The following is a 25280-nucleotide window of genomic DNA, read 5'->3' on the forward strand; positions in this document are numbered from 1 at the left end:
CGTGACTCACTCTCTGTCGGGACCGTGCGCTGGTCGCACGGTCGACGGTTGCCGACGACGTGCGGGAGGTTCAGGGCGTGGTGAGGTCGAAGCTGCGGACCGTCACGGCGCCGCCGAGCGCCTGCGTGGCGTAGTTGAAGATCCCGAACCGGTAGCCCATGAAGAACTCCCACTGGTTGTTCAGGACGAACGCGGGACCGAGCGGCACGAACGTGGTGCCGTCGGTGCTGTAGGAGAACGTGGCGGTCCGGCCGGAGCCCGGGCGGATGTCCGCGGTGGCGCGCAGCCAGATCCGCCCGCCCGAGACGTTCGCCGACGCGCGCTCGACCCCGGTCCCGGTGGTCGCCCACGAGCTGTTCATCGTCAGCCCGTCGGTCATGACGACGCGCGTCGAGCCGCCTGACTTGACCACCCCGATCCATGCCGACGACTGCCGCAGCATCGCCAGGCCCGACCGGTCGCCGTTCGCCATGGCGGAGTAGTCGAGCTCGACCGTGGCCGTCGACGACGGGCCCTGGATGCGGTGGGTCAGCGTGTTGCGCGCGTTGTAGAGGTCGTTGGTGACGGTCGCGGTCTGCAGCCGCAGGCCGTTGCCGACGCTGAACCGGCTCGTGTCCGGGTTGTGGTTCCACTCCCACCGGTGGCCCAGGGTCGGTCCGACGAAGGTGTCGCGGCCGATCATCGGGGCGACCGTCTTGCTCGTCGTGATGTTCGGGCGGTTGTACGTGGTGCCCCAGCGGCCGTTGACGGTCTGCAGGGTGGGCCAGCCGTCGGCGGTCCAGGTGATCGGCGCGAGGGTGGGCACGCGGCCGCCCGGGTACGCGTCGGTGAAGGCCATGTACCACCAGTCGCCGGCCTGCGTCTGGACGAGGCCGCCCTGGTGCGGGACGCCGCCGCCCGAGATCGGGCCGGGCAGGTCGAGCAGCACCTGGCGCATCTCGTACGGCCCGAACGGCGAGCTCGAGCGCAGCACGTACTGGCCGTTCGCGGGACGCGTCAGCCAGATGTAGTAGTACCCGTTGCGCTTGTAGAACCGGGCGCCCTCGAGCGTGCCGACGTTCGACGGCGTCTGGAACACCTGCTGGGCGCGCACCTGCCCGGTGCCGTCCGCGTTGAGCTGCGCGACGCTGATCGTGCCGTTGCCGTACGCCACGTACATCGTGTCGTTGTCGTCGACCAGCAGGCCGGCGTCGTAGTAGCAGTTGTTGATCCGGGCCTTCTTCGACCACGTGCCGTCGACGGCCGACGCCGTGTAGACGTACGTGCGGTTGAACTCGGTGCAGCCGTACCAGTAGTACGTGCGGTTGCTCGGCCGGTAGCCGAGCGTGGACGCCCAGATGCCCTTGACGTACTTGCGGCCGCCGGACAGGTCGTAGCCGGCGTCGTCGAAGTCGAGGCGCGGCACCGAGTGACCCGCGTACTCCCAGTTCACGAGGTCGTACGAGCGCAGGATCGGTGCGCCCGGCGAGTAGTGCATGGTCGACGCCGAGTAGTAGTACGCGTCGCCGACGCGGATGATGTCGCCGTCGGCGAAGTCCTGCCAGACGACGGGGTTGGTGAACGTGCCGGTCTGCGGCGGAGGCGTGGTGCTGCCGCCGCCGAGGCGGACGAGCTGCCACTGCTGGTTCGCGCCGTTCCAGTCCGCGTACTGCACCACGTTCGCGCCGTCCGCGGTCGACGCGTTCTGCACCTCGACGGCCTTGCCGCTGTGCCGTGCGATGAGCTGGACGTACCCGTCGACGTCCTGGATCGAGAACTGCTGGTTGGTCCCGCCGTTCTCGGACCACTGGATGACGGCGGCGCCGTCGGCCGTGGACCGGCCGGTGATGTCCAGGACCTTGCCCGACAGGCGGGACTTCAGCCGGTAGTAGCCGCCGCCGGCGTCGACGAACTGCCACTGCTGCTGCGCGCCGTCGTTGCGGCTCCACTGCGTGATCCGCGCGCCGTCGTTCGTCGCCAGGTCGTACACGTCGAGCGCCTTGCCCGACTGGCGGTTCAGCAGCACGTACGACGCGCCGGTGTCGATGGTCGCGGCGGTGGCGGCGGGTGCCGCGGCCACCGCGACGAGCGCGGGGAGCGCGAGGCTCGCGAGCGCCAGGACCGCCGTCCACGGTCGTCGCCGTGGGCGGCGTGCGGACCTCGCGAGACGTCCGGACGGACGCGTGGAGGCATGACTGGACGTGACGACGACGATGTCGCTCATGTGCGCGCTCCCGGAAAGCGATGCTCGAGCCATGCGCCGTGTTATCGCTCACATGGCGCCTTGGGCCGACTGTGGCACGCGCTTCCCGGGCTGCGGATCCGGGGGAAACGATTAGTCGAGTCGACCGCTCGTCGACCTCTCGTCCGCCCCCAGCGCGTGCGGGAGGGCGTCGGTCACGAGCGGCAGCGTCCGTACGCTGCGGAAACGTCGGGAGGTGCCGTCGACGGGGTCGGTGAAAGCGATCTCGGCGGCCAGCAGCTGCAGCGGGGTGCGGAAGTCGTCGACCGGGACGTCACGCTCGACCGGGTACAGCGGGTCGCCGACGATCGGGATGCCGAGCCCGGACAGGTGCAGCCGCAGCTGGTGCGTGCGGCCCGTCCGCGGCGTCAGCCGGTACACGCCCAGCCTCGTGCCGTCGGGCCCGTCGACCTCGTGGTCCAGCTCGATCCGCGTCTCGGCGTTGACGGGCGCACCGGGCACCACCTGCGCCTGCGTGGTCCCGCGCTCCTTGCGGATGTGGTCGCGCACGACGAGCGGGAGCTCGAGGTCCGGGCGCAGCGGCGCGAGCGCGAGGTACGTCTTGTCCACCCGGCGGCGCTCGAACGCGCTCTGGTACGGCCCGCGCCAGCGCTGCTCGGTCGCCAGCAGGAGCAGGCCCGAGGTCACGCGGTCGAGCCGGTGCAGCGGGGACAGCTCGGGCAGGCCCAGGGCCGCGCGCATCCGCACGACGACGCTCTGCGTCACGTGCCGGCCGCGCGGGATCGTGGACAGGAACGGCGGCTTGTCGACGACGACGAGCCGGTCGTCCCGGTGCACGACGTGCACCACGCCCGGCACGGGCGGCTCGTCGCGCAGGTCGCGGTGGAACCACACGTACCGCGCGGGGACGAAGGCGTCGTCGTCGTGCAGCGCGCGGCCGGTCTCGTCGACGAACCGGCCCTCGGTCAGCATCCCCGCGACGTCCACGTGCTCGGGCAGCCGGTGACGCAGCCACGCGCCCATGGTCGGCCACGGCGCGGGCGTGGTGCCGACCCGGTCGGGCGTGCGCAGGCGGGCGGCGTCGAGGCCGTGGCGTGCCGGGAGCGGGGAGCGGGGTGGCACGCGGCGAGTCTACGAGCGGGTCGCCGTCCGGTCCGCTGCGCGAGCCCCTGGACAAGCCGCTGCGCGAGCCGCTGGGCGGTCCGCTGTGGCGGTCTGGCCTGCGTGGACGCACACGCCCGTGCCCGTCAGGCGAGACGACGCGCCGGTCGCGCTTGACGGGACCAAGGTCCCGGGTGCCAGGATGCGCGGCGTGACAGGGGGCAAAGAGGTGCAATCGGCGCATCCGGTGTGGGAGCGCGTCCACCGGCGGCAGGCGGCCGCGCGGCAGATGCGCGAGCTCGCGCCGTACGCCGGAGCGCCGCTCCTCGCGCTCACGATCGGCGTCCACGTCCTCGCGGGCGTCGCGCCGGTCGTCTTCCTGGTGTCGACGGCCCTCGCGCTGCCCGACGTCGTCTCGGGCGGCCTGCCGCCCGCGCTGTGGGTCGCCATCGGGGCGTTCCTGCTGCAGCAGCTGCTCGCCCCCGTCCAGCTCGTCCTGTCCCGGGAGATCGCGCGCCGCGTCGACGCGGCGTGCATCGCCCGGCTCACGCGCTTCACGCTCGACGAGGCGACGCTCGCCGGGCTCGAGCGGCCCGACGTCGCGGACCGGCTCACGCAGGTCGACGAGGCGTTCGAGCAGTGGGTGTGGACGCCCGGCTCGGCGCTCGAGGGCGGGCTCGCGCTGACGGCGCGCTACGTGCAGCTCACCGGCGCGGTCGTGCTGCTCGGGTGGGCGGCCGGCCCGTGGGCCGCGCTCGCGGGGGCGGTCGCGGCGGTCGTCGCACGGCAGGGTCAGGCCGAGGCGTTCCACCGGTGGGGCGAGCTGTGGGGCTCGTTCCAGCCGGCCCGCCGCCGGGTGCAGTACGTGCGCGAGCTCGCGACGAGCACGCGGGCCGCCAAGGAGATCCGCACGCTCGGCCTGCTCGGCTGGCTGGAGGACCGCTTCTCGGCCGAGACCCGAGGCTGGCTCGGGCCGCTGTGGACCTGGCGGCGCCGGGTCTACGGGCGCCCGTTCGTGGGGCACGCGGTCGCGGCCCTCGTCGGCTCGGCGGTCGCGCTCCTGCTCGTGTCCGACGTCGCGGGCGACGACGGTGCGCGGCTCGTCGCGGTCAGCGTGGCGGTCCAGGCGGTCGTGCTGTGCGCCCGGTTCGGCGTCATGTTCCCCGAGTCGGACATCAAGCTCGTCTACGGGCGCGCCGCGTACACCGCGATGCAGCAGCTCGAGGCCTCGATCCGGGAGCAGGCCGGCCCGGTCGCCGCCCGCACGGACGCCCCGGCCCCCACGCGCACCATCACGTTCTCCGGCGTGGGCTTCGGGTACCGCCCGGACCTGCCGGTCCTCGACGGGCTCGACCTCGAGCTGCCCGTCGGGACCTCGACCGCCCTGATCGGCGTGAACGGCGCGGGCAAGTCGACGCTGGTCAAGGTGCTCGCGGGCATCTACCCGCCGGACTCGGGCGTCGTGACGGTCGACGGCGTCGACCTGCGCACCTACGACCAGACGGCGTGGCAGCGGAACTTCGCGGTGACGTTCCAGGACTTCCTGCGCTACGAGCTCACGCTGCGCGACAACGTCGCCATGGGGGCGATCGCGCACCGCGACGACGACGACGGCATCGTCTCGGCGCTCACGCGCGTCGGCCTCGGCGACCTGCTCGCCGGCCTGCCGCTGGGACTGGAGTCGCCGCTGACGCGGTCGGTCGAGGGTGGTCGCGAGCTCTCGGGCGGGCAGTGGCAGCGCATCGCGCTGGCCCGGGCGCTGTTCGCGGTCCGGCACGGGGCGTCGGTCCTGGTGCTCGACGAGCCGACCTCGCAGCTCGACGCGCGGGGCGAGGCGGAGTTCTACGACACGTTCCTGGAGCTCACGCGCGGCGTGACGAGCCTGGTGATCTCGCACCGGTTCTCCACGGTCCGCAACGCCGACCGCATCGTGGTGCTCGACGGTGGGCGGATCACCGAGGTCGGCACGCACGACGAGCTCGTCGCCGCCGGTGGCGTGTACGCGCAGATGTTCGACGTCCAGGCGCGCCGCTTCGACCACAAGGACGCCGCGGACGCGCAGGCGCCGGCCGCGGAGCTCAAGGGGGCTGCACTGTGAGGGACGTCCTGTTCTGCCTGCGCCGCCTGTTCGCGATCGCGTGGACGATCGACCGACGCCGGTTCGTCATCGGCGCGACGCTCCTGCTCCTCGGCGCGATCGCGACCCCGGTCGTGGGTCTCGGCGCGGGGCGCGTGGTGGACGGCGTCAACGACGGCGACCCGAGCACGGCGGCCGTGTGGGGCGTGGCGCTCGCGGTCGCGCTCGCGGGCGAGCTGATGCTCGCGCACTTCGCGCACCTCTACTACTTCGAGCTCGCGGAGCTCACCGAGGAGCAGCTCAACCGCGACCTCGTGCGGCTCGTGAACGGCTCGACGTACCTGGACCGCAGCGACGACCCGGCGCACGCCGACCGCGTCGACCTGCTGCGGCAGGACGTGCTGCAGATGCGCGAGACCATCCAGTCCGGCCTCCAGCTCGGGGCGACGGCCGTGGGCGTGGTCCTCACCGCGGCCGTGCTCGTCACGCTCTCGCCCTGGTTCCTGCTCCTCATCGTCGCGGCGGTGGTGCCCGTGGTCGCGGGCAAGCGAGCCGAGGCGACGTTCCAGGTGACGCGCGAGGCGCAGTCGACGACCACGCGCGCGGTCCGCCACCTGCGGCGGCTCGCGACGAGCCCCGCGTCGCAGAAGGAGATCCGGCTCTCGGGCGGCGGCGACTACCTGCTCGGGCGTCAGCAGGACCTGCTCGGGGTCTACCAGTCGGCGATGGCGCGCGCGGACCGCAGGTACGCGCTCCAGCGCGGCGTCGGTCAGTTCACGTTCGGCCTCGCGTACGTCGGCGCCGTCCTCTGGGCGTTCGAGCTCGTGCGGCAGGGCCGGGCGAGCGCGGGTGACGTGGTCCTCACGGTCGTGCTCGCCACCCAGCTCGCGACGCAGATGGCCACGGGCGTCGAGCTGCTCGGCACCGTGCACCGCGCCGCGGCGGGCCTGCGACGGTTCTCGGCGTTCGCGGCCGAGCAGCTCGCGGACCTCGTCCCGGTGGGTGGCCTGTCGTCGGCGGGCTCGGCCGGCTCGGCGGGCGGCGGCCTGCGCCTCGAGGGACTGACGTTCCGCTACCCGGGCGCCGCGGCCGACACGCTGCACGGGATCGACCTCGACCTGCCGGGCGGCACGTCCGTCGCGGTCGTCGGGGAGAACGGCGCCGGCAAGAGCACGCTGCTCAAGGTGCTGACCGGCCTCTATGCCCCGACTCACGGCCGGGTCGTCGTCGGTGGCACGGACCTCGCGACGGTCGCGCCGACCGCGTGGCGCGAGCGGACCGCGGCGCTCTACCAGGACTTCGCGCGGGTCGAGCTCGCGCTGCGGGAGAGCGTCGGGCTCGGTCACCTGCCGACGGGCTTCGACGACGGTGCCGTCGGCTCGGCGCTGGAGCGCGCGCGTGCCGGTGGCCTGGCGTCGCAGATCGGGCTCGACGGCGTCCTCGGGAACGGGTACGCCGACGGGCGGGACCTGTCCGGCGGCCAGTGGCAGACGATCGGTCTCGCGCGCACGCTCATGCGGCCCGACCCGCTCCTGCTGGTGCTCGACGAGCCGGGCTCGGCGCTCGACGCGCTCGCCGAGCAGCGCCTGGTGGACGCCTACCAGGAGACGGCGAAGGAGGTCGCGGCCACGGTCGGCGGTGTCACGGTGTTCGTCACCCACCGCCTGTCGACGGTCCAGCTCGCCGACCGCATCGTGGTCCTCGACGAGGGTCGGGTGGTCGAGCACGGGTCGCACGCGGAGCTGCTCGCCTCGGGTGGCCGGTACGCGCAGCTCTGGGAGCTGCAGGCGCGCGCGTACGCGCGCTGACCCGGCCCTGGGCCGGCCCGGGCGCCGTCCGGTGTCCCCGGGAGACGCCGGTCCAGCCATCTCATCATCCGGTCCAAGCAGGGCGTGAATGTTTCTCGGACGTTTCCGCGAGGATATGCCGAATGAGATTCTCCGGCAGGTCGTTGACGGCCCGGCGCGGGCGATGGTAAATGCGCCCCTCCGCGTGTTCGAGAATGTGGCGGGCGAACATTAGCGATCACGCTGCGTCCTAATCGATTTATGGTCCAGAATGGTCCGCGTCGTGGCCTGCGGAACCGATACGTTTCATGCCGACGCATCGCGAAGATGCAGGACACAACGATTTTTCGTACGACAGTGCACCGCCGGCCCTCCCGCCCCGAGGTCATTCCTCGGCCGCGGAGGGGACGGCGGTGATCAGGGGAGGAGCGGCGCACGGTCCGGGCAGGGACTGCGTTCGCGCCGCAGTTTTCGTGACCAGAGGGATATGTCGTCGCGCCCCTGCGCGGCGTATTTCTCGGACCGGTCGTCGGGGGTGGGTCTCGCGCACCCTCGAACCGGTCGACGTGTCATTCCCACCGCCCGGACGACGGCAGGAGATCGATGGACCTCGACCCGAAGCCCGTGACGATCACGTTCACGGGACGCGCCGCACGCACGGCGCCCATGACGTGGGGCCAGAGGTCGATCTACGCGTCCATCCGCTGGCTCGGCGACGACGCCTGGTACTTCAACCTGACGCGCGTCGTCGAGGCGCCGCCCGGGACGCGCGAGGACCAGGCGTGCGCCGCGCTCGCGGCACTCCTCGCCCGGCACGAGGGTCTGCGCTCGTCGTTCCACGAGACCGACGACGACTGGGTCCAACGCGTCCGAGCCGAAGGGGCGACCACCGTCCACGTCACGTCGGCCGACCCGTCCGACGCGCCCGAGGTGGCGCACGCGCTGGCCGCGCGGCTGGCGCAGCACACGTTCCGGCACGACGACGAGCTGCCCGTCCGGTTCGGCCTCGTCGTCGCCGGGCCGCGGTCCGGTCAGGGGGACGACGAGCACGCGGGCACGCAGGTCACGCACGTCGTCGTCGCGGTGTCGCACCTCGCGGCGGACGGCTGGGCGGCCGACCTGCTGAAGCGCGACGTCGAGCGGCTCCTCGACGGCTCGGCCGAGGCGCCGCCGCAGTGGCAGCCCGTCGACCAGGCACGCCACGAGCTCGCGGGCCCGGGTGCGGCCCGGGGCGACGCCGCGCTCGCGTACTGGTCCCGGACCCTGGAGGCGATCCCGCACGCGCCGTTCCCTCCGGCCGAGGCCGACGGCAAGCCCGACCGGTTCGTGAAGCTCGGGATCTCGTCGCGCGCGCTCGCGGTCGCGGCGACCGTCGTGGCGGGCCGGTGCGGCGTGAGCACGGGCACGGTCCTGCTCACGGCGTCCGTGGTCGTCCTCGGGCGCCTCATCGGGCAGGACCGCGTGGCCCTCGAGCTCATCGCGAGCAACCGGCTCGACGAGCGCAGCCGGGGACTGGTCGCGCCGCTGGCCGAGAACGCGCTGTTCGTCGTCGACCTGGCGGGAGCGGACGACTTCCGCACCGCCGCGCGCCGGACGTTCGCCGCCGGGCTCAGCGCGTACCGCCACGCGCAGTACGACCCGCAGGCGCGAGACCGGCTGGTCGCGCAGGCCCGCGAGCGCCACGGCGGCGGCACGGGCCTCGGGTCTTTCTTCAACGACATGCGGATCGGCCGCGACTGGGCGGTCGACGTCGACGCGTACGGCTCCCTCGACGCGGTCCGCGCGCTCACGGCGCAGACGACCACCTCGTTCGTCGGCTCGTGGGACCGCCAGGACGCGACGTGGTTCGTGAGCGTGGACGACGCGGACGGCACGTGCGGCCTGTACCTCATGGCGGACACCGAGCTCGTGCCGCGGCACCGCGTGGAGGAGCTGCTGCGCGAGATGGAGTCGGTCGTGGTCGAGGCGGTGGCCGGATGAGCAACCCCATCACCTACGCGCCGCGCCACGTCCGGGCGCTGCCGCCCGTGCAGGCCCAGGGGCGCACGCTCAAGGCCTACGCGATGGTCGCGCGCGAGCAGGACCGCGACCGCACGCCGAGCGCGCAGTGGCTGCGGGAGCAGGCCTCGGCGGCGTTCGGGGACCCGCCGGGGGAGGGCGACCACCCGTGGGGGTTCCTCATCTGGCACGCGGGCCTGCAGCGCGACTACCTGCTCGTGAGCCAGTGGTTCGACGCGGACATGCTCAAGCACCGGGTGCGGGGCGTGCACGTCGACGACGAGGGGCGCACGACGCTCGCGCCGCTGGACGAGCAGGACCTCGTCGCGTGCGTGTGGGAGCTCGAGGTCGTCGCGTTCGAGCGGGACGCGTGGGTCACCAACGTCCTGGCCGCGGGACGGCTGGACGACGAGACCGCGGCGGCGTACGTCGGCACGACGTTCTCGGGGTGGGTGTGAGCGCGGGGGTGCGGGTCGTGCCGATCACGGCGGACGACCTGGACGTGCTCGTCGAGCTGTGCCGCGAGCACGCGGCGTACGAGCGCGCGGTGTTCGTCGAGGACGGGCAGGTCGAGCGCTGGCGCGACGCGCTGTTCGGCCCGCGGCCGGCGTTGCACGCGTGGCTCGCGACCGACGGCGACGAGCCCGCGGGCTTCATGACGGTCACGACGGACTTCGCGACGTGGAGCGCGCGGCGGTTCGCGTACATGGACTGCCTCTTCCTGCGGGAGCCGTACCGCGGCAAGGGCATCGGCCGCCGGTTCTTCGAGCGGCTGGAGGAGTTCGCCCGCACCCAGGGGTGCGGGTGGGTGGAGTGGCAGACCCCGGTGGACAACGAGCTGGGCATCGGGTTCTACGAGCGCATGGGTGCCACGTCGAAGGTCAAGGCGCGGTTCTCCTACGAGGTCGAGGGGCGTGAGGCGGAGTGCTGACGAGCGAGGTGACGGAGCCGGCGCTGGCGCCGTGGTCGGTGGACGAGTCCGACCGCGACGCGGTCGCGCCCGCGCTGGGTGACCTGGTGCGCGTGCCGGCGCTGCGCTGGCCGGACCGGCCCGCGGTGAGCGACGGCAAGGTCGCGCTGACGTTCGCCGAGCTCGAGCGCGGTGCGCAGACGCTCGCGGCGCACCTCGCGGGGCTCGGCGTGCGGCCGGGTGACCGGGTCGCGGTGATGGCCGAGAAGAGCGCGTTGGTGCCGCTGCTCGCGGTCGCGCTGTGGAAGTGCGGTGCGGTGTACGTGCCGCTGGACGGCGCGGCGCCGCCGGCTCGGCTGAGCGCGCTCGTCGGACGCCTGCAGGCGCGCGTCGTGCTCGCGCTCGACGACCGCGAACCCGTGGTGGACGACGTGCGCTGGGTCGGCCGCGGCGAGCTCGACGCGGTGCTCGCGGGGCCGTCCGAGCCGTGGGAGACGGTGGTGCACGCGCCGCAGGACACCGCGTACATCATCTTCACGTCGGGCTCGACGGGTGAGCCGAAGGGCGTCGAGATCACGGTCGCGAACCTCGTGGCGTACTTCGCGGCGCACAACGAGGTGCTGCGGTTCACGCCGGCCTCGCGCGTGTTCAGCCTGTCGCCGTTCCACTTCGACGTGTCGATCGAGGACACGCTGCTGCCGCTGTCGCTGGGCGCGTACGTGTTCCAGTTCCGCGGCATCCACGCGGGCCCGGTCATGCGGGGTGCGCTCAAGCGGGAGCAGATCACGCACCTCATCGCGGTCTCGACGCTGCTGACGATCATCACGCAGGACGGCCGGCAGGTGGACCGCGAGACGTTCCCGCGGCTCGAGATGGTCATGACGGGCGCGGAGGTGTGCGACCCGACGGTCATCAACACGTGGAAGGACGCGCTGCCGGCCGTCCGGGTGCTCAACGTGTACGGCCCGACGGAGGCGACGATCGTGTGCCTCGCGTACGAGATCCGTGAGGTCGACCGGGACCGCGTCGGCTCCTACCCGATCGGCACACCGCTGACCGGGGTGCGGGTGCGGCTCGTCGACGAGACGGGCGAGGTCACGGCGCCGGGTGCGGTGGGCGAGCTGTGGGTCGGCGGGGACCAGGTCATGCGCGGGTACTTCGACCAGCCGGAGGAGACCGCGCGGCGCGTGGTCGTCGTCGACGGCGTCCGGTACTACCGCACGGGCGACCTGTGCAGCTACGACGACGCGGGCCGGCTCGTGTTCCGGGGCCGGGACGACGACGAGGTGAAGCTCGCCGGCCGGCGGATCCACCTGGGCGAGATCCGCGAGACCGCGCTGAGCTGCCCGGGCGTCGAGCGTGCGGCGGTCGCGCTGCTGCCGCGCGACGCGCAGCAGGTCATCGCGATGATCGTCGTCGCGCCCGACCAGGCGGTGCTCGCGGACGTCGAGGCGCGCCTCGCGGCCCTGCTGCCGGGGTACATGCTCCCCACGCTCGTCGGCTGGTCGCCGTCGCTCGCGGTGGCGTCGACGGGCAAGACCGACGAGCGTGACCTGCTGCGCCGTCTCGCGGACGCCGCGAAGGGCACGCGGGACACGCGTTTCGCGCTGCTGCCCGACGGTGCCGCCCCGACGATCGGGGCGGGGCGTGGCTGAGGGCGTCGACCGGGAGTTCGCGCGGCTCGCGACGGCACGCGCGCTGGTCTCGCCGCGCACGGGCACGACCCGCTCGCTCGCCGACGACCGCCGTGACGCCGAGCGCTGGGTCGCCCGGTTCGGCGCGGGGTCCGCCGCGCAGGACGAGGGGCGTCCGGCCTCCGAGCGCACCGGCAGCCGCTCGCTCGTCGTGCGTCCGGTGCACGACGAGGGCGAGCTGTGGGTGCTCTACGTGCACGGCGGCGGGCTGGTCTACTACTCGACCGACGTCTTCGCGCCGTTCCTGCGGGTGCTGTCCGACGAGCTGCGCGCCCCCGTCGAGGCGTTCGACTACGACAAGGCGCCGGAGAACCCGGTGCTCGGCTCGGTCGGGGACCTCGCGCTGCGGGTGACGGCGCGCGCCCGCGCGGTCGAGGGGCGTCGCCTGGTGCTCGTCGGCGACAGCGTCGGCGGTCTGCTCTCGCTGCTGCTCGCGCTGCGCACGCTTCCGGACATGTTCTCGCAGGTCGTGCTGCTGTACCCGGTGCTCGACCTGCACACCGAGCGCCCCTCGTACGAGCAGTTCGGCGCCGGGCTGTTCCTCGACCGGGACGCCATGCGGCAGTTCACGGCGCTGCTGCGGCCGGCGTTCGACGCGCTCGGCCTGGACCCGATGCACCTGCCCGACGCCGACGTGGCGCGGCTCGCACCGACGCTCGTCGTGACCGCGGGGTGCGACGTGCTGCGCGACGAGGCGTTCGCGTGGGTCGAGCAGGTGAGCGCGCGCGGCGCGGACGTCCGCCATCTCGTGCTCGACGACCTGCCGCACGACTTCTGCCTGTACGCGCCGAGCCTGCGCTCCGCGCGGCACGCCGTCGAGACGTTCGCCCGGGACATCACCGGAGCGCTGCGCACACCCGCGGGAGCGGGCGGGACCACCCACGGAAGGACGACATGACGACGACAGCGAGCGGCACCGCAGTCAGCAGCACCGCAGTCAGCAGCACCGCGGTCAGCCGGACCGCAGTGAGCCAGGCCGTGCGGGCGAAGGTCGCGCAGTACCTCGAGGGCGCGCTCGGTCGACCGGTCGACGACTCGGTCCCCGACGACACCGCGCTCAGCGACCTGGGTCTGGACTCGCTCCTGACCATCAGCGTGATCGTCGCGCTTCTCGACGACGCGGGCGTCGACCTCGTCGACAACCCCGACGCGCTCGAGACCCCCAGCACCATCGCCGACCTGCACGACATGGCAGCACGATTCCTAGGAGGAGATGACACCGTGGTCCAGACGACACCGATCGACGAGCAGACCGAGCAGCTGGCTTTCTACGAGGCGAAGCTCGCGTACGAGATCGACTCCTGGGACCTGTCGGTCGCGCTGGCCGAGGGCGAGGACATCGTCGTCGTCGACGGGCGCAGCGCGGACGCGTACGCGTCCGGGCACATCCCCGGCGCGGTGAGCATCCCGCACCGCACGATCACGCCGGAGTCGGTCGCGGAGCTCTCGCGCGAGCCGCTGTACGTGGCGTACTGCGACGGGATCGGCTGCAACGCCTCGACGAAGACGGCCCTGAAGCTCGGCCGCGAGGGGTTCCGCGTCAAGGAGCTCATCGGCGGGCTCGACTGGTGGAAGCGCGACGGGCACCCCGTGGAGGGCGCCGCGGAGCAGGCGTGCGCGGTGGACGGTGCGCACTCGGCCTGCGGCTGCGCCGGATGACGTCGCACGACGACCGCGTGGTGCAGCCCGCGCTCGAGACCGACGTCCTCGTCGTCGGTGCGAGCCTCGCGGGCTGCGCCACCGCGATCCACCTGCGGGGCCTCGGGCACCGGGTCACGGTGGTGGACAAGCGGTCGCTCACCGACGACCACTACAAGCAGCTCTGCTCGCATTTCGTGCAGCCGCACGCGGTCCCGCTGCTCGACGCGCTCGGCCTGGATCACCTGCGGGGCCGCGAGCACGGCATCGCGACGAAGGCGGTGTTCGTGACGTCGGGCGGCGTGATCGACCCGCCGGGCACGGGCTACGACCCGGATCGCCCGGACTCGTACGCGCTCAACCTCGAGCGGCGCGTGGTGGACCCGCAGGTCCGTGCCCGCGCGCGTGAGGTGGGTGCCGAGCTCCTGGACGAGACGGGCGTCGACGAGGTCCGGCAGGGCGGCGACGGGTGGGACGTGACGCTGCGCCAGGGCGGCGCCCGCCGGCAGGTCCGGGCGCGGCTCGTGGTCGCGGCGGACGGCCGGCGCTCGCGCGTCGCAGGGCTGCTGGGCAACGAGGCCGAGGTGCGGCCGAACCAGCGCGCCGCGGTGTTCGCCTACTTCCGCGGGATCGACGCGCCGGCGGGCGACCGTTCGGTGTTCGTCCGGACCGAGGGCGACCTCGCGTGCCTGTACCCGCTGGTCGACGGACGCACCGCGCTCGTCCTGTTCGCGGAGCACGAGCGCGTGCAGGACTGGCGGGGCGAGGAACGGGCGCGCGAGCTCGTGCGGTACTTCGCGCGGCTCGACGCGGTCCCGGACATGTCCGGTGCGGTCCTGGACTCGCCGGTCCTCGGGTTCACGGACTACCCGAACCAGGTGCGCAGCACCGTGGCCGGTGGCGTGCCGTTCGTGGGAGACGCGGCGCTGTCGCTCGACCCGATGAGCGGGACGGGGTGCGGGTTCGCGCTGCTGTCCGCGGACCTGCTGCGCCGCGCGTTCGAGGGCCGGTCGCTCGGGCCCGACGACGTGGCGGCCGCGCTCGCAGACTACGCGGCCGGCCACGCGGCGGAGATCCGACCGCACGTGGACGGGATCTGCGCGGACTCGCTCGTCGGTCGCAACCAGGAGTCCGAGCGCCGCATGTTCGAGGCGGTCTGCGCGGACGACGACCTCGCGCGCCTGTACCTCGACGTCACGGGGCGGCTCGCGCAGCCCGCCCGGTTCCAGCGGGCGCTCCTGACGCATCTCATGGCGGGCCGCTCACGCGCGGCCTCGCTCGCGTCCGCGTAGCCCGCCCGTCACCCTCCGGACGAAAGAGAGCTCGATGTCACGCGTCGCCTTCACGACCTTCGCGATCCTCAAGCGGCCGTACGGGGACCCGGTGGTGCAGGGGTTCGACGACCTCACGCCGCCGACGTTCGCGCAGGCCGAGAACAGCCCGGGCTTCGTCGCGCGGGCCAAGGAGAGCCCCGACCAGTCGCACATCACGAACTTCAACCGCGACTGGGGCGCCTGGGGACGGTTCGAGGTCCCGCGGTTCTACACGGGCGGCCGGACCGACGAGACGGACAGCCGCGCGTCGACCCTGTCGCTGTGGACGGACCTGGAGTCGGTGTTCTCCTTCGTCTACTCGGGCATCCACCGCACCGCGCTCGCGCAGCGGCACGACTGGTTCCTCAAGCCGGAGTGGCCCACGTACGCGGTGTGGTGGGTCGACGACGACGTGATCCCGACGTGGGCGGACGCGTGCCGCCGCCTCGAGCACCTGCACGACACCGGGCCGAGCCCGTACGCCTTCACGCTGCGCCAGGCGTTCGACGCCGACGGCTCGCCCGTCCGGGTGCGCGGTCTCGTCGCCGCGCAGCCCGCCGACGCCTGAGCGCGGCGCACCCCGCACCGCCGCCGCTCGACCCCGCTCGACCCCGCCCGACCCCGTCCCGACGTCCTGAGGAGTGAGCCGGATGTTCACCCGCGCCTTCGACCGATCGGCCATGACCTGGTCCTACGAGATGCACCTGCAGCCCATGCTCTCGGCCACCGACATCGAGGGCCTGCCTTTCGGCTCGGTGTTCGGCAGCGTGCCCGGGCACACCGTGTCCAAGCGCCACGCGCACCAGGACGGCGAGGTCTTCGTCGTGCTCGCGGGGCGGGCCGTCGTCGTGGTCGGCGACGAGCAGCGCGAGCTCGGCGCGGGCGAGACGGTGTTCATCCCGCCGTTCAGCGCGCACGAGATCCGCAACGGGCGCGACGAGCCGTTCGACATCGTCTCGATCTACTGGGAGCACATCCCGAGCGCGGTCGAGGTGCTGGGCCGGCAGCCGGCCGCGGACAAGGTCGCGGACCGCACGCTCGTCGCGTGCCCGCCCGTCACGCCGAACGGCGGCCTGCACCTGGGGCATCTGTCGGGGCCGTACGTGCGCGCCGACATGCTGGTGCGCGCGCTGCGCAGCCAGGGCCGCGAGGCGCGGCACCTGACGGGGACCGACGACCAGCAGTCGTACGTGGCCGCGCACGCGCGGGTCACCGGCGCGACGAGCACGGACGTCGCGCTCGCGGCGGGCGACGGGATCGTCGCGACGCTGGCGGCGGCGGACGTCCGGGTGGACCGCGTGACGCGGCCGCTGCGGGACGCGGGACACGCGGAGCGGATCCGTGAGCTGTTCGCGCGGGTCGCGGCGGCGCCGACCGTCGAGGAGCGCGAGCGCGAGACGCCGTACTGCCCGGCGTGCGACCTGTCGCTGCACCAGGCGTTCGCGCGCGGGACGTGCGCGCACTGCGACGCGGCGAGCGACGGGGAGATCTGCGAGGCGTGCGGCCGGCCGAACGAGGCGCGCGAGCTCGTCGACCTGCGCTGCCGTGCGTGCGACGGGCCGGCGGAGCTGCGCACGGAGCGCGCGCTGTGGCTCGACCTCGCCGCGCACGCCGACGAGCTGCGGGCCTACCTGCGCTCGGTCCACGCGTCGCCGGACCTCATGGTGCTGGTCGAGCGTCTGCTCGACGAGGGCCTCGCGCCGTACCGCCTGACGCGCACGAGCGACTGGGGGATCACGCTCGACGACGGTCAGGCGATCGACGCGTGGGTGGACCTCGCGCTCACGTTCCTCGCGGCGGTGCAGGCCGAGGCCGACGAGCACGGCCCCGCCCGGACCGTGCTGTTCCTCGGGTACGACAACAGCTACTACTACGCGGTGCTGCTCCCCGTCCTCGCGATCGCGGCCGGGCTGACCGAGCACCTGCCCGCCACGTTCGTCACCAACCAGTTCCTGCACCTGGGCGCTGAGAAGTTCTCGACGAGCCGCGGGCACGCCGTGTGGGCGGACGACGCCCTGCGCGCCTCCGGTCCCGACGCCCTGCGCGTCGCGCTGCTGCGCGACGCGCCCGAGGGCCGGGTCACCCACCTCGACGAGGAGCGCGCGGTCAGCCTCACGCAGGACCCGCTGCACCGCGCCGCGCGCGCGTGGCTGGCCGGGTTCGCGGGCATCGGCGCGGACGGCGTGGTGCCCGGGACGGGCGCGTGGACGGACGCCCACCGCGAGTTCTACCGCTACCTCGGCCTGGTCACGCAGCAGCTCGACGGGCTGCTGCTGCCCGAGTCGTTCAGCGCGCGCGGGTACGTGCGGCTGCTCGACGCGTTCGTCGAGCGGTGCGCGGAGTTCCGGGCGACGGAGACGGTGGCTCGTACCGTGGGCTCGCTCGCGGAGGAGGCGCGCACGAGCCTCGCGCTGGAGTTCCTCGCGGCCAAGGTGTTCGCCGCGCTCGTGTGGCCGCTCGCGCCGCGCACCGCGCTGGCGGTGTGGCGGTGGATCGGCCTCGAGGGCGAGCCGGTGCGCGAGTCCGGGTGGACGTTCCTGCCCGGCGGCACGCGGTGCGACGGCCCGGCGCCGCGGGTCGACGAGGCCGCGTCCGACGAGGCTGCGTCCGACGAGGCTCCTGTGGACGCCGCCGGCGGCGAGACCGCACCCGACGAGGAGCGCGAGCTCGTCGCGAGCGGGCGCGCGTGACCAGCCCGACCGGAGCGCCGGGCCGCACCGAAGCGCCGACCACGACCGGAGCGCCGAGGCCGCCGTCCCGCGCGGACGTCGTGGTCGTCGGCGCGGGCATCATCGGGGCCGCGGTGGCGGACGCCCTCGCCGGGCGGGGGCTGGACGTCGTCGTGCTCGAGCGGTCCGACGAGCCCGCGACGGGCGCCACGGGCGACTCGGGCGGCATGGTCCGGGCGTACGACCCCGACCCGGTCGTCGCCGACCTCGCGCTGCGCAGCCTCGCGACGTACCGCGACGACGCACGGTGGCCGCAGGGCGCGCCGCTGCACGCCGTGGGTGCGCTGACCATCGCGGACCCCGCGCAGGAGGACGCGCTGCGCGCCGCGGCCGCCCGGATCAACGACGTGCTCGGCACGTCCGCGCACGTGGTGACGCAGCGTCGGACCGCCGTGGGCGTCGAGCTCTCGGGCGGTGTCGCGCTCGTCGAGCCCGAGGCGGGCTTCGTGGACCCGGTCGCGGTGACCCGCACCTGGCTGCGCCGCGCCGCCGAGGCGGGCGCCGAGGTGCGCTACGGCGTGCGCGTCACGGGGGTCGAGGACGCCGACGGGCACGCGCGCGTGCTCACGGACGCCGGACCGGTGCTCGCCGACGAGGTCGTCGTGGCCGTCGGACCGTGGGGTGCGCACGCGCTCGACGGGCTCGGCCCGCCGCCGCGGGTCCGCACCCGCTCGATCCAGGTCAGCATCGTCGAGGGCCGCCCGCCGGGCACGGACCACGCCACCGTGGTCGACCTGCGCACCGGCGTGTACGCGCGCCCGTACGGCACCGGCGCGAGCCTCGTCGGGATGCCGCACCTCGTGTGGGACGTCGACCTCGACGCCGAGCCCGACGAGCAGCACGTGCACGCGACGCTCGCCGCGCTCGCCGGCCACCTGCCGTGGCTGCCCGACGTGTCGGTCCGCCGCACGGTCCGCTCGGCGGACGCGTACGCGCTGCCCGACGCGGACGGCCCGGCCGGGGCGTCGCTGCTCGCCCCGACCGCCGTGCCGCACGTGCGGACCGTCCGCGGCTGGGACGGCGGCGGCGTGAAGGTCGCACCCGAGGCGGGCCGCCGCATCGCGGAGACCGTCGTCGCGGCCGTCGCCGAGCGCCACCGCGCGCCGGCCGCCGCACCTGTCCCCACCACCCACCGAAAGGGAGACCCGTGGCTCACCGACATGACGTGATCGGCATCGGATTCGGCCCGGCCAACATCGCCCTCGCCGTCGCGCTCGAGGAGGAGGGCTACGACCTCGACGTGCAGTTCGTCGAGTCCCGCCCCGAGCCGTCGTGGCAGGCCGCGATGATGCTCGACGGCTCGGACATCCAGAACCACCCGGTGCGGGACCTCGTCTCGCTGCGCAACCCGCGCAGCCGGTACAGCTTCATCAACTTCCTGTTCGAGAACGGGCGGCTCCTCGACCACCTCAACGTGCCGATGGAGTTCCCGCTGCGCAAGGAGTACGCGCAGTACGTGAGCTGGGTCGCGGGCCTCGTGCCCGCGCACGTCGACTACGGCGTCAGGGTCGTGGGTGTCGAGCGCACCACCGACGACGCGGGGGAGCCCTGCTACCGGGTCACGACGTCGGACGGCGAGACCCTCCTGGGCCGCGCGCTCGTCGTCGGGACCGGGCGCAGCCCGTTCGTCCCGGAGCCGTTCGACACGGTCGACTCGCCGCGCGTCTTCCACCTCACCGACTACCTGCCCGCGCTCGAGCGGCTCGACGCGCTCGCGGCCGACGACGGCGGCCCGCGCTCGGTGACCGTCGTCGGCGGCAGCCAGAGCGCGGTCGAGCTCACGCTGGACCTCGCGCGGCGCTACCCGCGCGCGCAGGTGCACACTCTCGTGCGCTCGCTCACGCTGCGGCAGAAGGACACGAGCCCGTTCAGCGAGGAGGGCTACTTCCCGGAGTTCACGGAGTACTACTACCGGGCGCCGCGCGACCGGAAGGACGCGATCGACTCGTTCATGCGGCTCACCAACTACTCGTCGGCCGACGGCGACGTGCTGCGCGAGCTGTACCGCCTGGTCTACGAGCAGCGCATCGACGGTGACCAGCGGGTGTTCGTGCGCGGCAGCCGTCAGGTGCGGACCGTGGACGCCGACGAGCGCGGGGTGCGCCTGACGGTCGAGGAGCTCAACACGGGCGAGGTGGAGGGGCTCGAGACCGACGCGGTCGTCCTCGCCACGGGCTTCCGCGACCTGGGCCCCGGGCCGCACCAGGAGCGCGTCCCCGCGCTCATCCGGTCCGTCGCGGACGACTTCCGCTTCGACGACCACGGGTACCTCGAGGTCGAGCCGCACTACGAGGTCCGCCCGCTCGACGCGCGTACGCCCGCGCTGTTCCTCAACGGGCTGTGCGAGTCGACGCACGGGATCGGTGACGCCGGCTCGTTCAGCCTGTTGTCGCTGCGCGCGAAGGTGATCGCCGAGAGCCTCTGGAAGCGGCTCGCGTAGTGACCCGGACCGCCGCCGACCTCCCGTCCGCCGCGCCCGCCCCCGTGCCGGGGCGGCGGGCGCAGGAGCCGCGCCCCGGGCCGGGCGGCGACACGGGGCGGGTCGCGGGTGCGGGGCGTGCGCCGGGCGCGGGGCACGACGTCACGACGACGGTCGTGCGCGGCGTGCTCGGGGCGGGCATGCTCGTCGTGCCACCCGTGGTCCTGGCGCTCGCAACCGGTGCCGGCCTGCTCGTCTGGGCGGCGCACCTGGTGCTCGGCGCGACGGCCTGCCTGCTGCTCGCCCGCCTCGTCGCCCGCGGCCGGTGGGCGCCCGCACCGGTGTCGCTCGTGCTGGGTGCCGCGCTCGGCCGACGGGCCCGGCTCGTGGTCGACGGGTGCTTCGCGGTGGCGTTCGCCGGCGGCCAGGCAGCGATCGCGTGGTTCGTCGTGACGGCCCTGCCGGGCGCTGCCGGCCCTGGCGCCGGTCCCGACGGTCGATGGCTCGCGGTCGGCGTGCTCGTCGTGGCCGGTGCCGTCGCGGTCTCCGCGCTGCGCGTGCCCGACGCGGTCCTGCGGGCGCGGCGCCTCGTCGCCGGCGGGCTCGCGGTCGCGTGCGGCGTGTGCGGATGGCCGGGCGACGCGGCGGCGTTCGTGCCCGCGGGGATCACGACGACCGCGGCGGTGTGGCTCGCGTTCGCCGCGACGCTGTTCGCGGGCGTCGGCTGGGAGTCCGTGACCGAGGCCCGCCCCGACGACGCGGCCGGGCGCCGCGCGACGAGCGCGGTGCTGCGCGCGGCGGCCGTGGTCGCGGCCGTGTACCTCGGCCTCGCGGTCCTGACGCGGTGGGCACCGGCGTCCGCTGCCGCAGCGGACGCGCCGCTCGTACGCCGGGCCCTCGGCGTCGCGGTGGGCGTCGTGCTCGCCTCGTACGTGGTGACGAACCTGCGTGCCGCGGCCGGGATCGCCGCCCGGCTGCGCGGCCCGCACGACGGACCCGCCGCATCGCGCGACGGACCCGCCGACCCGCATGCCCGGCCCGCCCCGCGCGGGCTCGTCGTCGCCGTCGCGGCGCTCGCGTGCGCGCTCGTCGTCGCGGTCGACCGCCCCGGCGCGGTGCCGCTCCTGCTGCTGGGACCCGCGGCCGCGGTCGTCGTCACGTACGCGCTCGCCGCGGTCGCGGCCGTCCGGCACGCGCGCCCGCGCCCGCACCCCTGACCCCACCCCTGACCGACCCGAGACCCACCCGAGACCCACCGATCCCGAGAGCACCCGATCCCGAGACCGCCCTGACCCGACCGCCTGACCCACACACGAGGGAGACCGTCGTGGCCGTACCCACCACCATCGAGTCCGAGGTCCGCAGCTACAGCCGGAGCTGGCCCGTCGTCTTCACGCACGGACGCGGCAGCCGGCTGTACGACGAGGACGACCGCGCCTACCTGGACTTCTTCGCCGGAGCGAGCGCGCTCAACTACGGGCACAACCACCCGGCGCTCAAGCAGGAGCTGCTGCGCTACGTCGAGCGCGACGGCGTGACCCACAGCCTCGACATGTTCACGGGCGCGCGCACCGCGTTCCTCCACGAGCTCGACGCGCGCGTGCTGCAGCCCCGCGGCCTGGACTACAAGGTCCAGTTCCCGGGACCGACCGGCACCAACAGCGTCGAGGCCGCGCTCAAGCTCGCGCGCAAGGTCACGGGCCGCCAGACGGTGGTCGCGTTCACCGGGGCGTTCCATGGGATGTCGCTCGGCTCGCTCGCGGTGACCGGGAACGCGAGCAAGCGTGCGGGCGCGGGTGTGCCGCTCGGGCTGACGTGGCGCCTGCCGTACGACGGGTTCGGCGGCGGCAAGGTCTGCGGGCTGACGCTGCTGGAGTCGATGCTCGACGACAGCAGCAGCGGCATGGACCTGCCGGCGGCCGTGATCGTCGAGACCGTGCAGGGCGAGGGCGGCGTCAACCCGGCGCGGCTGACGTGGCTCGCGGACCTCGCCGACGTGTGCGCGCGGCGCGGCATCCTGCTCGTCCTCGACGACATCCAGATGGGCTGCGGCCGGACCGGACCGTTCTTCAGCTTCGAGGCCGCGGGGATCGTGCCGGACATCGTCTGCCTGTCGAAGTCGATCAGCGGCTACGGTCTGCCGATGGCCCTCACGCTGTTCCGCTCGGAGCTCGACGTGTGGAGCCCGGGCGAGCACAACGGCACGTTCCGCGGGAACAACCCCGCGTTCGTGACCGCGACGGCCGCGCTGCGCGAGTTCTGGTCCGACGACTCGCTGGAGAAGCAGACGATGGTCCGCGAGCTGCTGCTGCGCGAGCACCTCGGCGAGCTCGCGCACGAGCACGAGGAGCACGTGACGCAGGCGCGCGGGCGCGGCCTGGTGTGGGGTCTGGCGTTCCGCGACCCGCGCCTCGCGCGCCGCACCGCCGACGAGGCGTTCGCCCGCGGGCTGCTGGTGGAGACCGCCGGGTCGCGCGACGAGGTGGTCAAGCTCCTGCCCGCGCTGACGACGACGGACGACGAGCTCACCGAGGGGCTCGACATCCTGCGCGCGTCGGTGGCGACGGCCGTCCGGGGTCGTGCCGGGTAGGGCGACGACGAGCGCGGCGGGCGTCAGGGTCGGCGTCGCGTGCGGCGTCGGCGCGAACCTCGTCTGGGGCCTGGCGTTCCTGGTGCCCGTCGTGCTGCCCGACGCGCCGACGACCGCGCTCGCGCTCGGCCGGTACCTGGCGTTCGGCGCGCTCTCGGCGGTCCTGCTCGCGGCGACGTGGCGTCGGGCGCTCGTGGGCGTGGGCCCGCAGGCGTGGCGCACCGCGATGGTGTTCGCGGTCACCGGGCACCTGGGCTACTACGCGCTGCTGGTCCAGGGGATCCGGTGGGCGGGTGCGCCGATCGCGACCGTGATCATCGGGCTGCTGCCGGTGTCGGTGGCGGTCACGGGCAACTGGCTGCGCCGCGAGTACCCGTTCTCCCGGCTGGTCGCGCCGCTCGCGCTCATCGTGTGCGGGCTCGCGCTCGTGTACGCGGTGGAGCTGGACTGGCAGAGTGCGGTGGCGGGGCGGTCGCGCGGTGAGTGGGCGCTCGGCATCGCGGCGTCGCTCGGTGCGCTGGTGCTGTGGACGTCGTACGCGGTGCGCAACGCGCAGTTCGTGCGCGCGAACCCGCAGATCGCCTCGACCACGTGGTCGACGCTCATGGGTGTGGGCACGTTCGTGCTGTCGCTCGTGGCGCTGCCGGTCGTGGCGGTCACGGGCGGCCTGCGCCTGGACGGTCCCGGTGAGGTCGGGCCCGTCGTCGCGGCGAGCCTCGTGCTGGGCGTCGTCGTGTCGTGGCTCGGGACGGTGCTGTGGAGCCGGTCGTCCGCGCTGACGCCGATCTCGGTGGCCGGTCAGCTCGCGGTCGTCCAGGTGTGCGCGGGGCTGACGTACGTGTTCGTGTGGGAGGGCCGCATGCCGCCCGCGCTCGAGCTCGCCGGGTTCGCGCTCGTCGTCGTCGGCGTGCTCACGGTGATCGACCGGGCGCGCCGGGCCCCCGTCCCGGCCGGCTGACCGGCGGCCGTGCCCGCCCGCCGGACGGCCGGTGCGCGCGCCGATGTCCGGGTTGTTAGGGTGCGTCCACGTGGCGCCGGGGGCCTACGACGAGCGACGAGAGGGTGGGGCGATGACGTTCCGGGTCGACGAGGCGAAGCTCGACGCAGCGGCGCAGGCGCTGACGAGCCTCGCCGGGGACACGAGCACCGCGCGCACGTACGTGCGCTCGCACGTCGAGCTCTCCGGCGGGCTCGGGGACTCCGGGATGTTCGTGACCGCGATCGGCGTGCTCGACGACGTGCGCGCCGCCGTCGAGGCCGAGATCTCGCGCCTGAAGGAGCTCACGGAGGCGTCCGCGCGCGAGCTGCGGCTCACGGCCGAGTCCTACCGCCGGACCGACGACGCGACGGACGCACGCATGGACGCGCTGCAGGCCCAGACGCCGGGCGGGGTGCGATGACCTCGGCCGCGGACGCCCTCGTCACGCCCGTCGCGTCGGCGCCCATCCCCGACTTCGTCGACCTGGCGCTGCACTTCCCGGACCTCATCAGCCCCAGCTACTGGCTGATGTGGGTGATCGAGCAGGTGAGCGGCACGAACCCCCTGGAGTGGGTGACCGAGCACTTCTCGGGCGACTGGGAGGCGATGTCCCGCGCGGCGTCCGCGCTCGAGCACCTCGCGACGTTCCACCAGCAGTACGCGAGCGAGCTGGCGGAGGCGCGCGCGACGTTCCGCGAGGGCTGGGACGGCAACGCGGCCGCGGCGGCGTCGCGCTACTTCACGGAGCTCGAGTCGGCCGTGCGGGAGCAGGGGACGCCGCTGACGTCGATCGCGCACGAGGTGGACGTGGTCGCGCAGGGCATGAAGTCGACGCAGACGATGCTCGTCGGACTGCTGCAGGCGCTGCTGGACTACGCGATCGCGGCGGCGATCAGCGCGGCGGCGGCCGCGGCGTCGTCGTGGACCGTGGTCGGCGGGATCCTCGGTGGTGGGGCGACCGCGTTCTCGATCACGCAGGCCGTGCGCACGTGGCTCAAGGTGATCGAGGTGCACGGGTACGCGATCACGGCGGTCGACGGGGTGGTCGGCGTGACCGCGGGCTACCTGGGATCGATCCACGGCTTCAGCACGCACCCGCTGCCCGCGGGCGCCTACGACAACCCGGGGGTGTGATGAGCGAGCAGGACGAGCGGCCGCCTCTCCTGAGCGTCACGGCGGGTGACGCGGGAGCGGACCGCGTGCTGCGCCGGCAGGTCGCCGCGCTGCGGGACCAGGCCGTGGGCACCCCGCTCGGGGACATGCTCGACGACGTGCTCGCGGGCCGCCGGACGTTGCGGGACGTGGCGCGCACGCCGGAGTTCGACGAGGTGGTGGCCCCCGCGGCACGCGTCGCGACCGAGCAGTGGGCGGCCCTCACGCCGCAGGAGCGCGAGACGCTCGTCGCGCAGGGGCGTGAGCAGGTCGCCCGCGCGCGCGAGGAGGTCTACCGGGAGCGGTACGGCGACGGGACCTGACCGGACCGACCGGACCTGACCTCCCGTCCGCCGGTCAGGAGATCGGCGCCTGCGAGAACAGCACGCCGGCGACGACGACGAGCGCGACGACGAGCAGCGCGAGCCCTGCCGAGGGCAGGTAGGCGGACGCGGGCACGCCCTGCTGCAGCGGCGCGAGCATGCGTCCCGGCAGCAGCACGGCCCCGACCGCCGCGGCCACGACGAGCGCGAGGGCCAGCGCGAGCTGCCAGCTGGGGTAGGTGAGCAGGGCGACCGTCACGCCCAGCACCAGCAGCCCCATGACGAGCGCGGCCGCCGTGCGGGCGAGTCGGACCTGTCCGGCGGAGAGGAGCTTGTCGGGCACGCGAGAACTGTACCGATGAGGTCCCGCGGGAGCAGGGCGGTCGCA

The 25280-nt window shown here is 74.0% G+C and carries 22 protein-coding genes; 19 read left to right on the top strand and 3 right to left on the bottom strand.

Translation table 11 applies throughout. The features are described 5' to 3' along the window. Positions 1–70 precede the first annotated feature (70 nt). Positions 71–2203 carry a family 43 glycosylhydrolase gene (locus tag CBP52_RS14195; RefSeq protein ID WP_094181497.1) on the bottom strand — a complete coding sequence of 711 codons (2133 nt, stop codon included), beginning with the start codon at positions 2201–2203 and terminating at the stop codon, positions 71–73. 111 nt (positions 2204–2314) lie between these two features. Further along, positions 2315–3304 carry a pseudouridine synthase gene (locus CBP52_RS14200; protein ID WP_094181498.1) on the bottom strand — a complete coding sequence of 330 codons (990 nt, stop codon included), beginning with the start codon at positions 3302–3304 and terminating at the stop codon, positions 2315–2317. 226 nt (positions 3305–3530) lie between these two features. Here CBP52_RS14200 and CBP52_RS14205 point away from each other — a divergent pair, with 226 nt between their 5' ends. The 19 genes from CBP52_RS14205 to CBP52_RS14295 all read left to right on the top strand — a co-directional run bounded on the left by CBP52_RS14205 (position 3531) and on the right by CBP52_RS14295 (position 24892). Further along, a complete protein-coding gene (locus CBP52_RS14205) occupies positions 3531–5381 on the top strand; it encodes an ABC transporter ATP-binding protein (RefSeq protein ID WP_094181499.1) in 1851 nt (616 codons plus the stop codon). Continuing rightward, the gene (locus tag CBP52_RS14210) at positions 5378–7168 is read left to right on the top strand and encodes an ABC transporter ATP-binding protein (protein WP_198303470.1); all 1791 of its coding nucleotides are present in this window, start codon (positions 5378–5380) and stop codon (positions 7166–7168) included. Before CBP52_RS14205 ends, CBP52_RS14210 begins: the two co-directional genes overlap by 4 nt. A gap of 582 nt (positions 7169–7750) precedes the next feature. Then, on the top strand, positions 7751–9127 hold the full coding sequence (locus CBP52_RS14215; protein ID WP_094181501.1) for a condensation domain-containing protein: 1377 nt from the start codon (positions 7751–7753) through the stop codon (positions 9125–9127). Next, positions 9124–9603 (top strand): hypothetical protein, encoded by a 480-nt coding sequence (locus CBP52_RS14220; protein ID WP_094181502.1) that lies wholly within the window; start codon positions 9124–9126, stop codon positions 9601–9603. Before CBP52_RS14215 ends, CBP52_RS14220 begins: the two co-directional genes overlap by 4 nt. Next, a complete protein-coding gene (locus tag CBP52_RS14225; protein ID WP_198303471.1) occupies positions 9594–10076 on the top strand; it encodes a GNAT family N-acetyltransferase in 483 nt (160 codons plus the stop codon). The genes CBP52_RS14220 and CBP52_RS14225 overlap by 10 nt, the downstream gene beginning before the upstream one ends. A gap of 8 nt (positions 10077–10084) precedes the next feature. Next, complete coding sequence (locus tag CBP52_RS14230; RefSeq protein WP_198303472.1) at positions 10085–11710, top strand: amino acid adenylation domain-containing protein; 1626 nt, start codon at positions 10085–10087, stop codon at positions 11708–11710. Beyond that, positions 11703–12647: an alpha/beta hydrolase fold domain-containing protein gene (locus tag CBP52_RS14235; protein WP_094181505.1), complete on the top strand. Its 945-nt coding sequence runs from the start codon at positions 11703–11705 to the stop codon at positions 12645–12647. Before CBP52_RS14230 ends, CBP52_RS14235 begins: the two co-directional genes overlap by 8 nt. Continuing rightward, on the top strand, positions 12644–13408 hold the full coding sequence (locus CBP52_RS14240; RefSeq protein WP_094181506.1) for a rhodanese-like domain-containing protein: 765 nt from the start codon (positions 12644–12646) through the stop codon (positions 13406–13408). The genes CBP52_RS14235 and CBP52_RS14240 overlap by 4 nt, the downstream gene beginning before the upstream one ends. After that, positions 13363–14679: an NAD(P)/FAD-dependent oxidoreductase gene (locus tag CBP52_RS14245; protein ID WP_198303473.1), complete on the top strand. Its 1317-nt coding sequence runs from the start codon at positions 13363–13365 to the stop codon at positions 14677–14679. The genes CBP52_RS14240 and CBP52_RS14245 overlap by 46 nt, the downstream gene beginning before the upstream one ends. 34 nt (positions 14680–14713) lie before the next feature. Continuing rightward, positions 14714–15268 (top strand): DUF3291 domain-containing protein, encoded by a 555-nt coding sequence (locus CBP52_RS14250; protein ID WP_094181507.1) that lies wholly within the window; start codon positions 14714–14716, stop codon positions 15266–15268. Positions 15269–15350: 82 nt separating this feature from the next. Next, positions 15351–17390, top strand: a complete 2040-nt coding sequence (locus tag CBP52_RS14255; protein WP_094181508.1) for a class I tRNA ligase family protein — start codon at positions 15351–15353, stop codon at positions 17388–17390. Next, on the top strand, positions 17387–18598 hold the full coding sequence (locus CBP52_RS14260) for an FAD-binding oxidoreductase (protein ID WP_198303474.1): 1212 nt from the start codon (positions 17387–17389) through the stop codon (positions 18596–18598). The genes CBP52_RS14255 and CBP52_RS14260 overlap by 4 nt, the downstream gene beginning before the upstream one ends. Further along, complete coding sequence (locus CBP52_RS14265) at positions 18595–19869, top strand: lysine N(6)-hydroxylase/L-ornithine N(5)-oxygenase family protein (protein WP_198303475.1); 1275 nt, start codon at positions 18595–18597, stop codon at positions 19867–19869. Before CBP52_RS14260 ends, CBP52_RS14265 begins: the two co-directional genes overlap by 4 nt. Continuing rightward, positions 19869–21065 carry a hypothetical protein gene (locus CBP52_RS18370; RefSeq protein WP_094181510.1) on the top strand — a complete coding sequence of 399 codons (1197 nt, stop codon included), beginning with the start codon at positions 19869–19871 and terminating at the stop codon, positions 21063–21065. Before CBP52_RS14265 ends, CBP52_RS18370 begins: the two co-directional genes overlap by 1 nt. A 110-nt stretch (positions 21066–21175) precedes the next feature. After that, positions 21176–22438 carry a diaminobutyrate--2-oxoglutarate transaminase gene (gene ectB / locus CBP52_RS18375; RefSeq protein ID WP_094181511.1) on the top strand — a complete coding sequence of 421 codons (1263 nt, stop codon included), beginning with the start codon at positions 21176–21178 and terminating at the stop codon, positions 22436–22438. Beyond that, positions 22428–23396, top strand: coding sequence for a DMT family transporter (locus tag CBP52_RS14280; RefSeq protein WP_094181512.1), 969 nt, complete (start codon positions 22428–22430; stop codon positions 23394–23396). Before ectB ends, CBP52_RS14280 begins: the two co-directional genes overlap by 11 nt. Positions 23397–23466: 70 nt before the next feature. Beyond that, positions 23467–23838: a hypothetical protein gene (locus tag CBP52_RS14285; protein WP_157732648.1), complete on the top strand. Its 372-nt coding sequence runs from the start codon at positions 23467–23469 to the stop codon at positions 23836–23838. Beyond that, positions 23835–24551: a WXG100 family type VII secretion target gene (locus CBP52_RS14290; protein WP_094181514.1), complete on the top strand. Its 717-nt coding sequence runs from the start codon at positions 23835–23837 to the stop codon at positions 24549–24551. The genes CBP52_RS14285 and CBP52_RS14290 overlap by 4 nt, the downstream gene beginning before the upstream one ends. Beyond that, positions 24551–24892, top strand: a complete 342-nt coding sequence (locus CBP52_RS14295; protein ID WP_094181515.1) for a hypothetical protein — start codon at positions 24551–24553, stop codon at positions 24890–24892. Before CBP52_RS14290 ends, CBP52_RS14295 begins: the two co-directional genes overlap by 1 nt. Positions 24893–24926: 34 nt before the next feature. On the opposite strand, the gene CBP52_RS14300 is transcribed toward CBP52_RS14295, so the two are convergent. Beyond that, positions 24927–25235, bottom strand: a complete 309-nt coding sequence (locus CBP52_RS14300) for a hypothetical protein (RefSeq protein ID WP_094181516.1) — start codon at positions 25233–25235, stop codon at positions 24927–24929. Positions 25236–25280 lie beyond the last annotated feature (45 nt).

This window comes from Cellulomonas sp. PSBB021, from assembly GCF_002240455.1.
In the GTDB taxonomy this organism is placed as follows: domain Bacteria; phylum Actinomycetota; class Actinomycetes; order Actinomycetales; family Cellulomonadaceae; genus Cellulomonas; species Cellulomonas uda.

Coding starts and splice junctions, on each gene's coding strand:
- CBP52_RS14195 (WP_094181497.1), bottom strand. CDS start 2,203: ATGAGCGACATCGTCGTCGTCACGTCCAGTCATGCCTCCACGCGTCCG.
- CBP52_RS14215 (WP_094181501.1), top strand. CDS start 7,751: ATGGACCTCGACCCGAAGCCCGTGACGATCACGTTCACGGGACGCGCC.
- CBP52_RS14220 (WP_094181502.1), top strand. CDS start 9,124: ATGAGCAACCCCATCACCTACGCGCCGCGCCACGTCCGGGCGCTGCCG.
- CBP52_RS14240 (WP_094181506.1), top strand. CDS start 12,644: ATGACGACGACAGCGAGCGGCACCGCAGTCAGCAGCACCGCAGTCAGC.
- CBP52_RS14250 (WP_094181507.1), top strand. CDS start 14,714: ATGTCACGCGTCGCCTTCACGACCTTCGCGATCCTCAAGCGGCCGTAC.
- CBP52_RS14255 (WP_094181508.1), top strand. CDS start 15,351: ATGTTCACCCGCGCCTTCGACCGATCGGCCATGACCTGGTCCTACGAG.
- CBP52_RS14290 (WP_094181514.1), top strand. CDS start 23,835: ATGACCTCGGCCGCGGACGCCCTCGTCACGCCCGTCGCGTCGGCGCCC.
- CBP52_RS14295 (WP_094181515.1), top strand. CDS start 24,551: ATGAGCGAGCAGGACGAGCGGCCGCCTCTCCTGAGCGTCACGGCGGGT.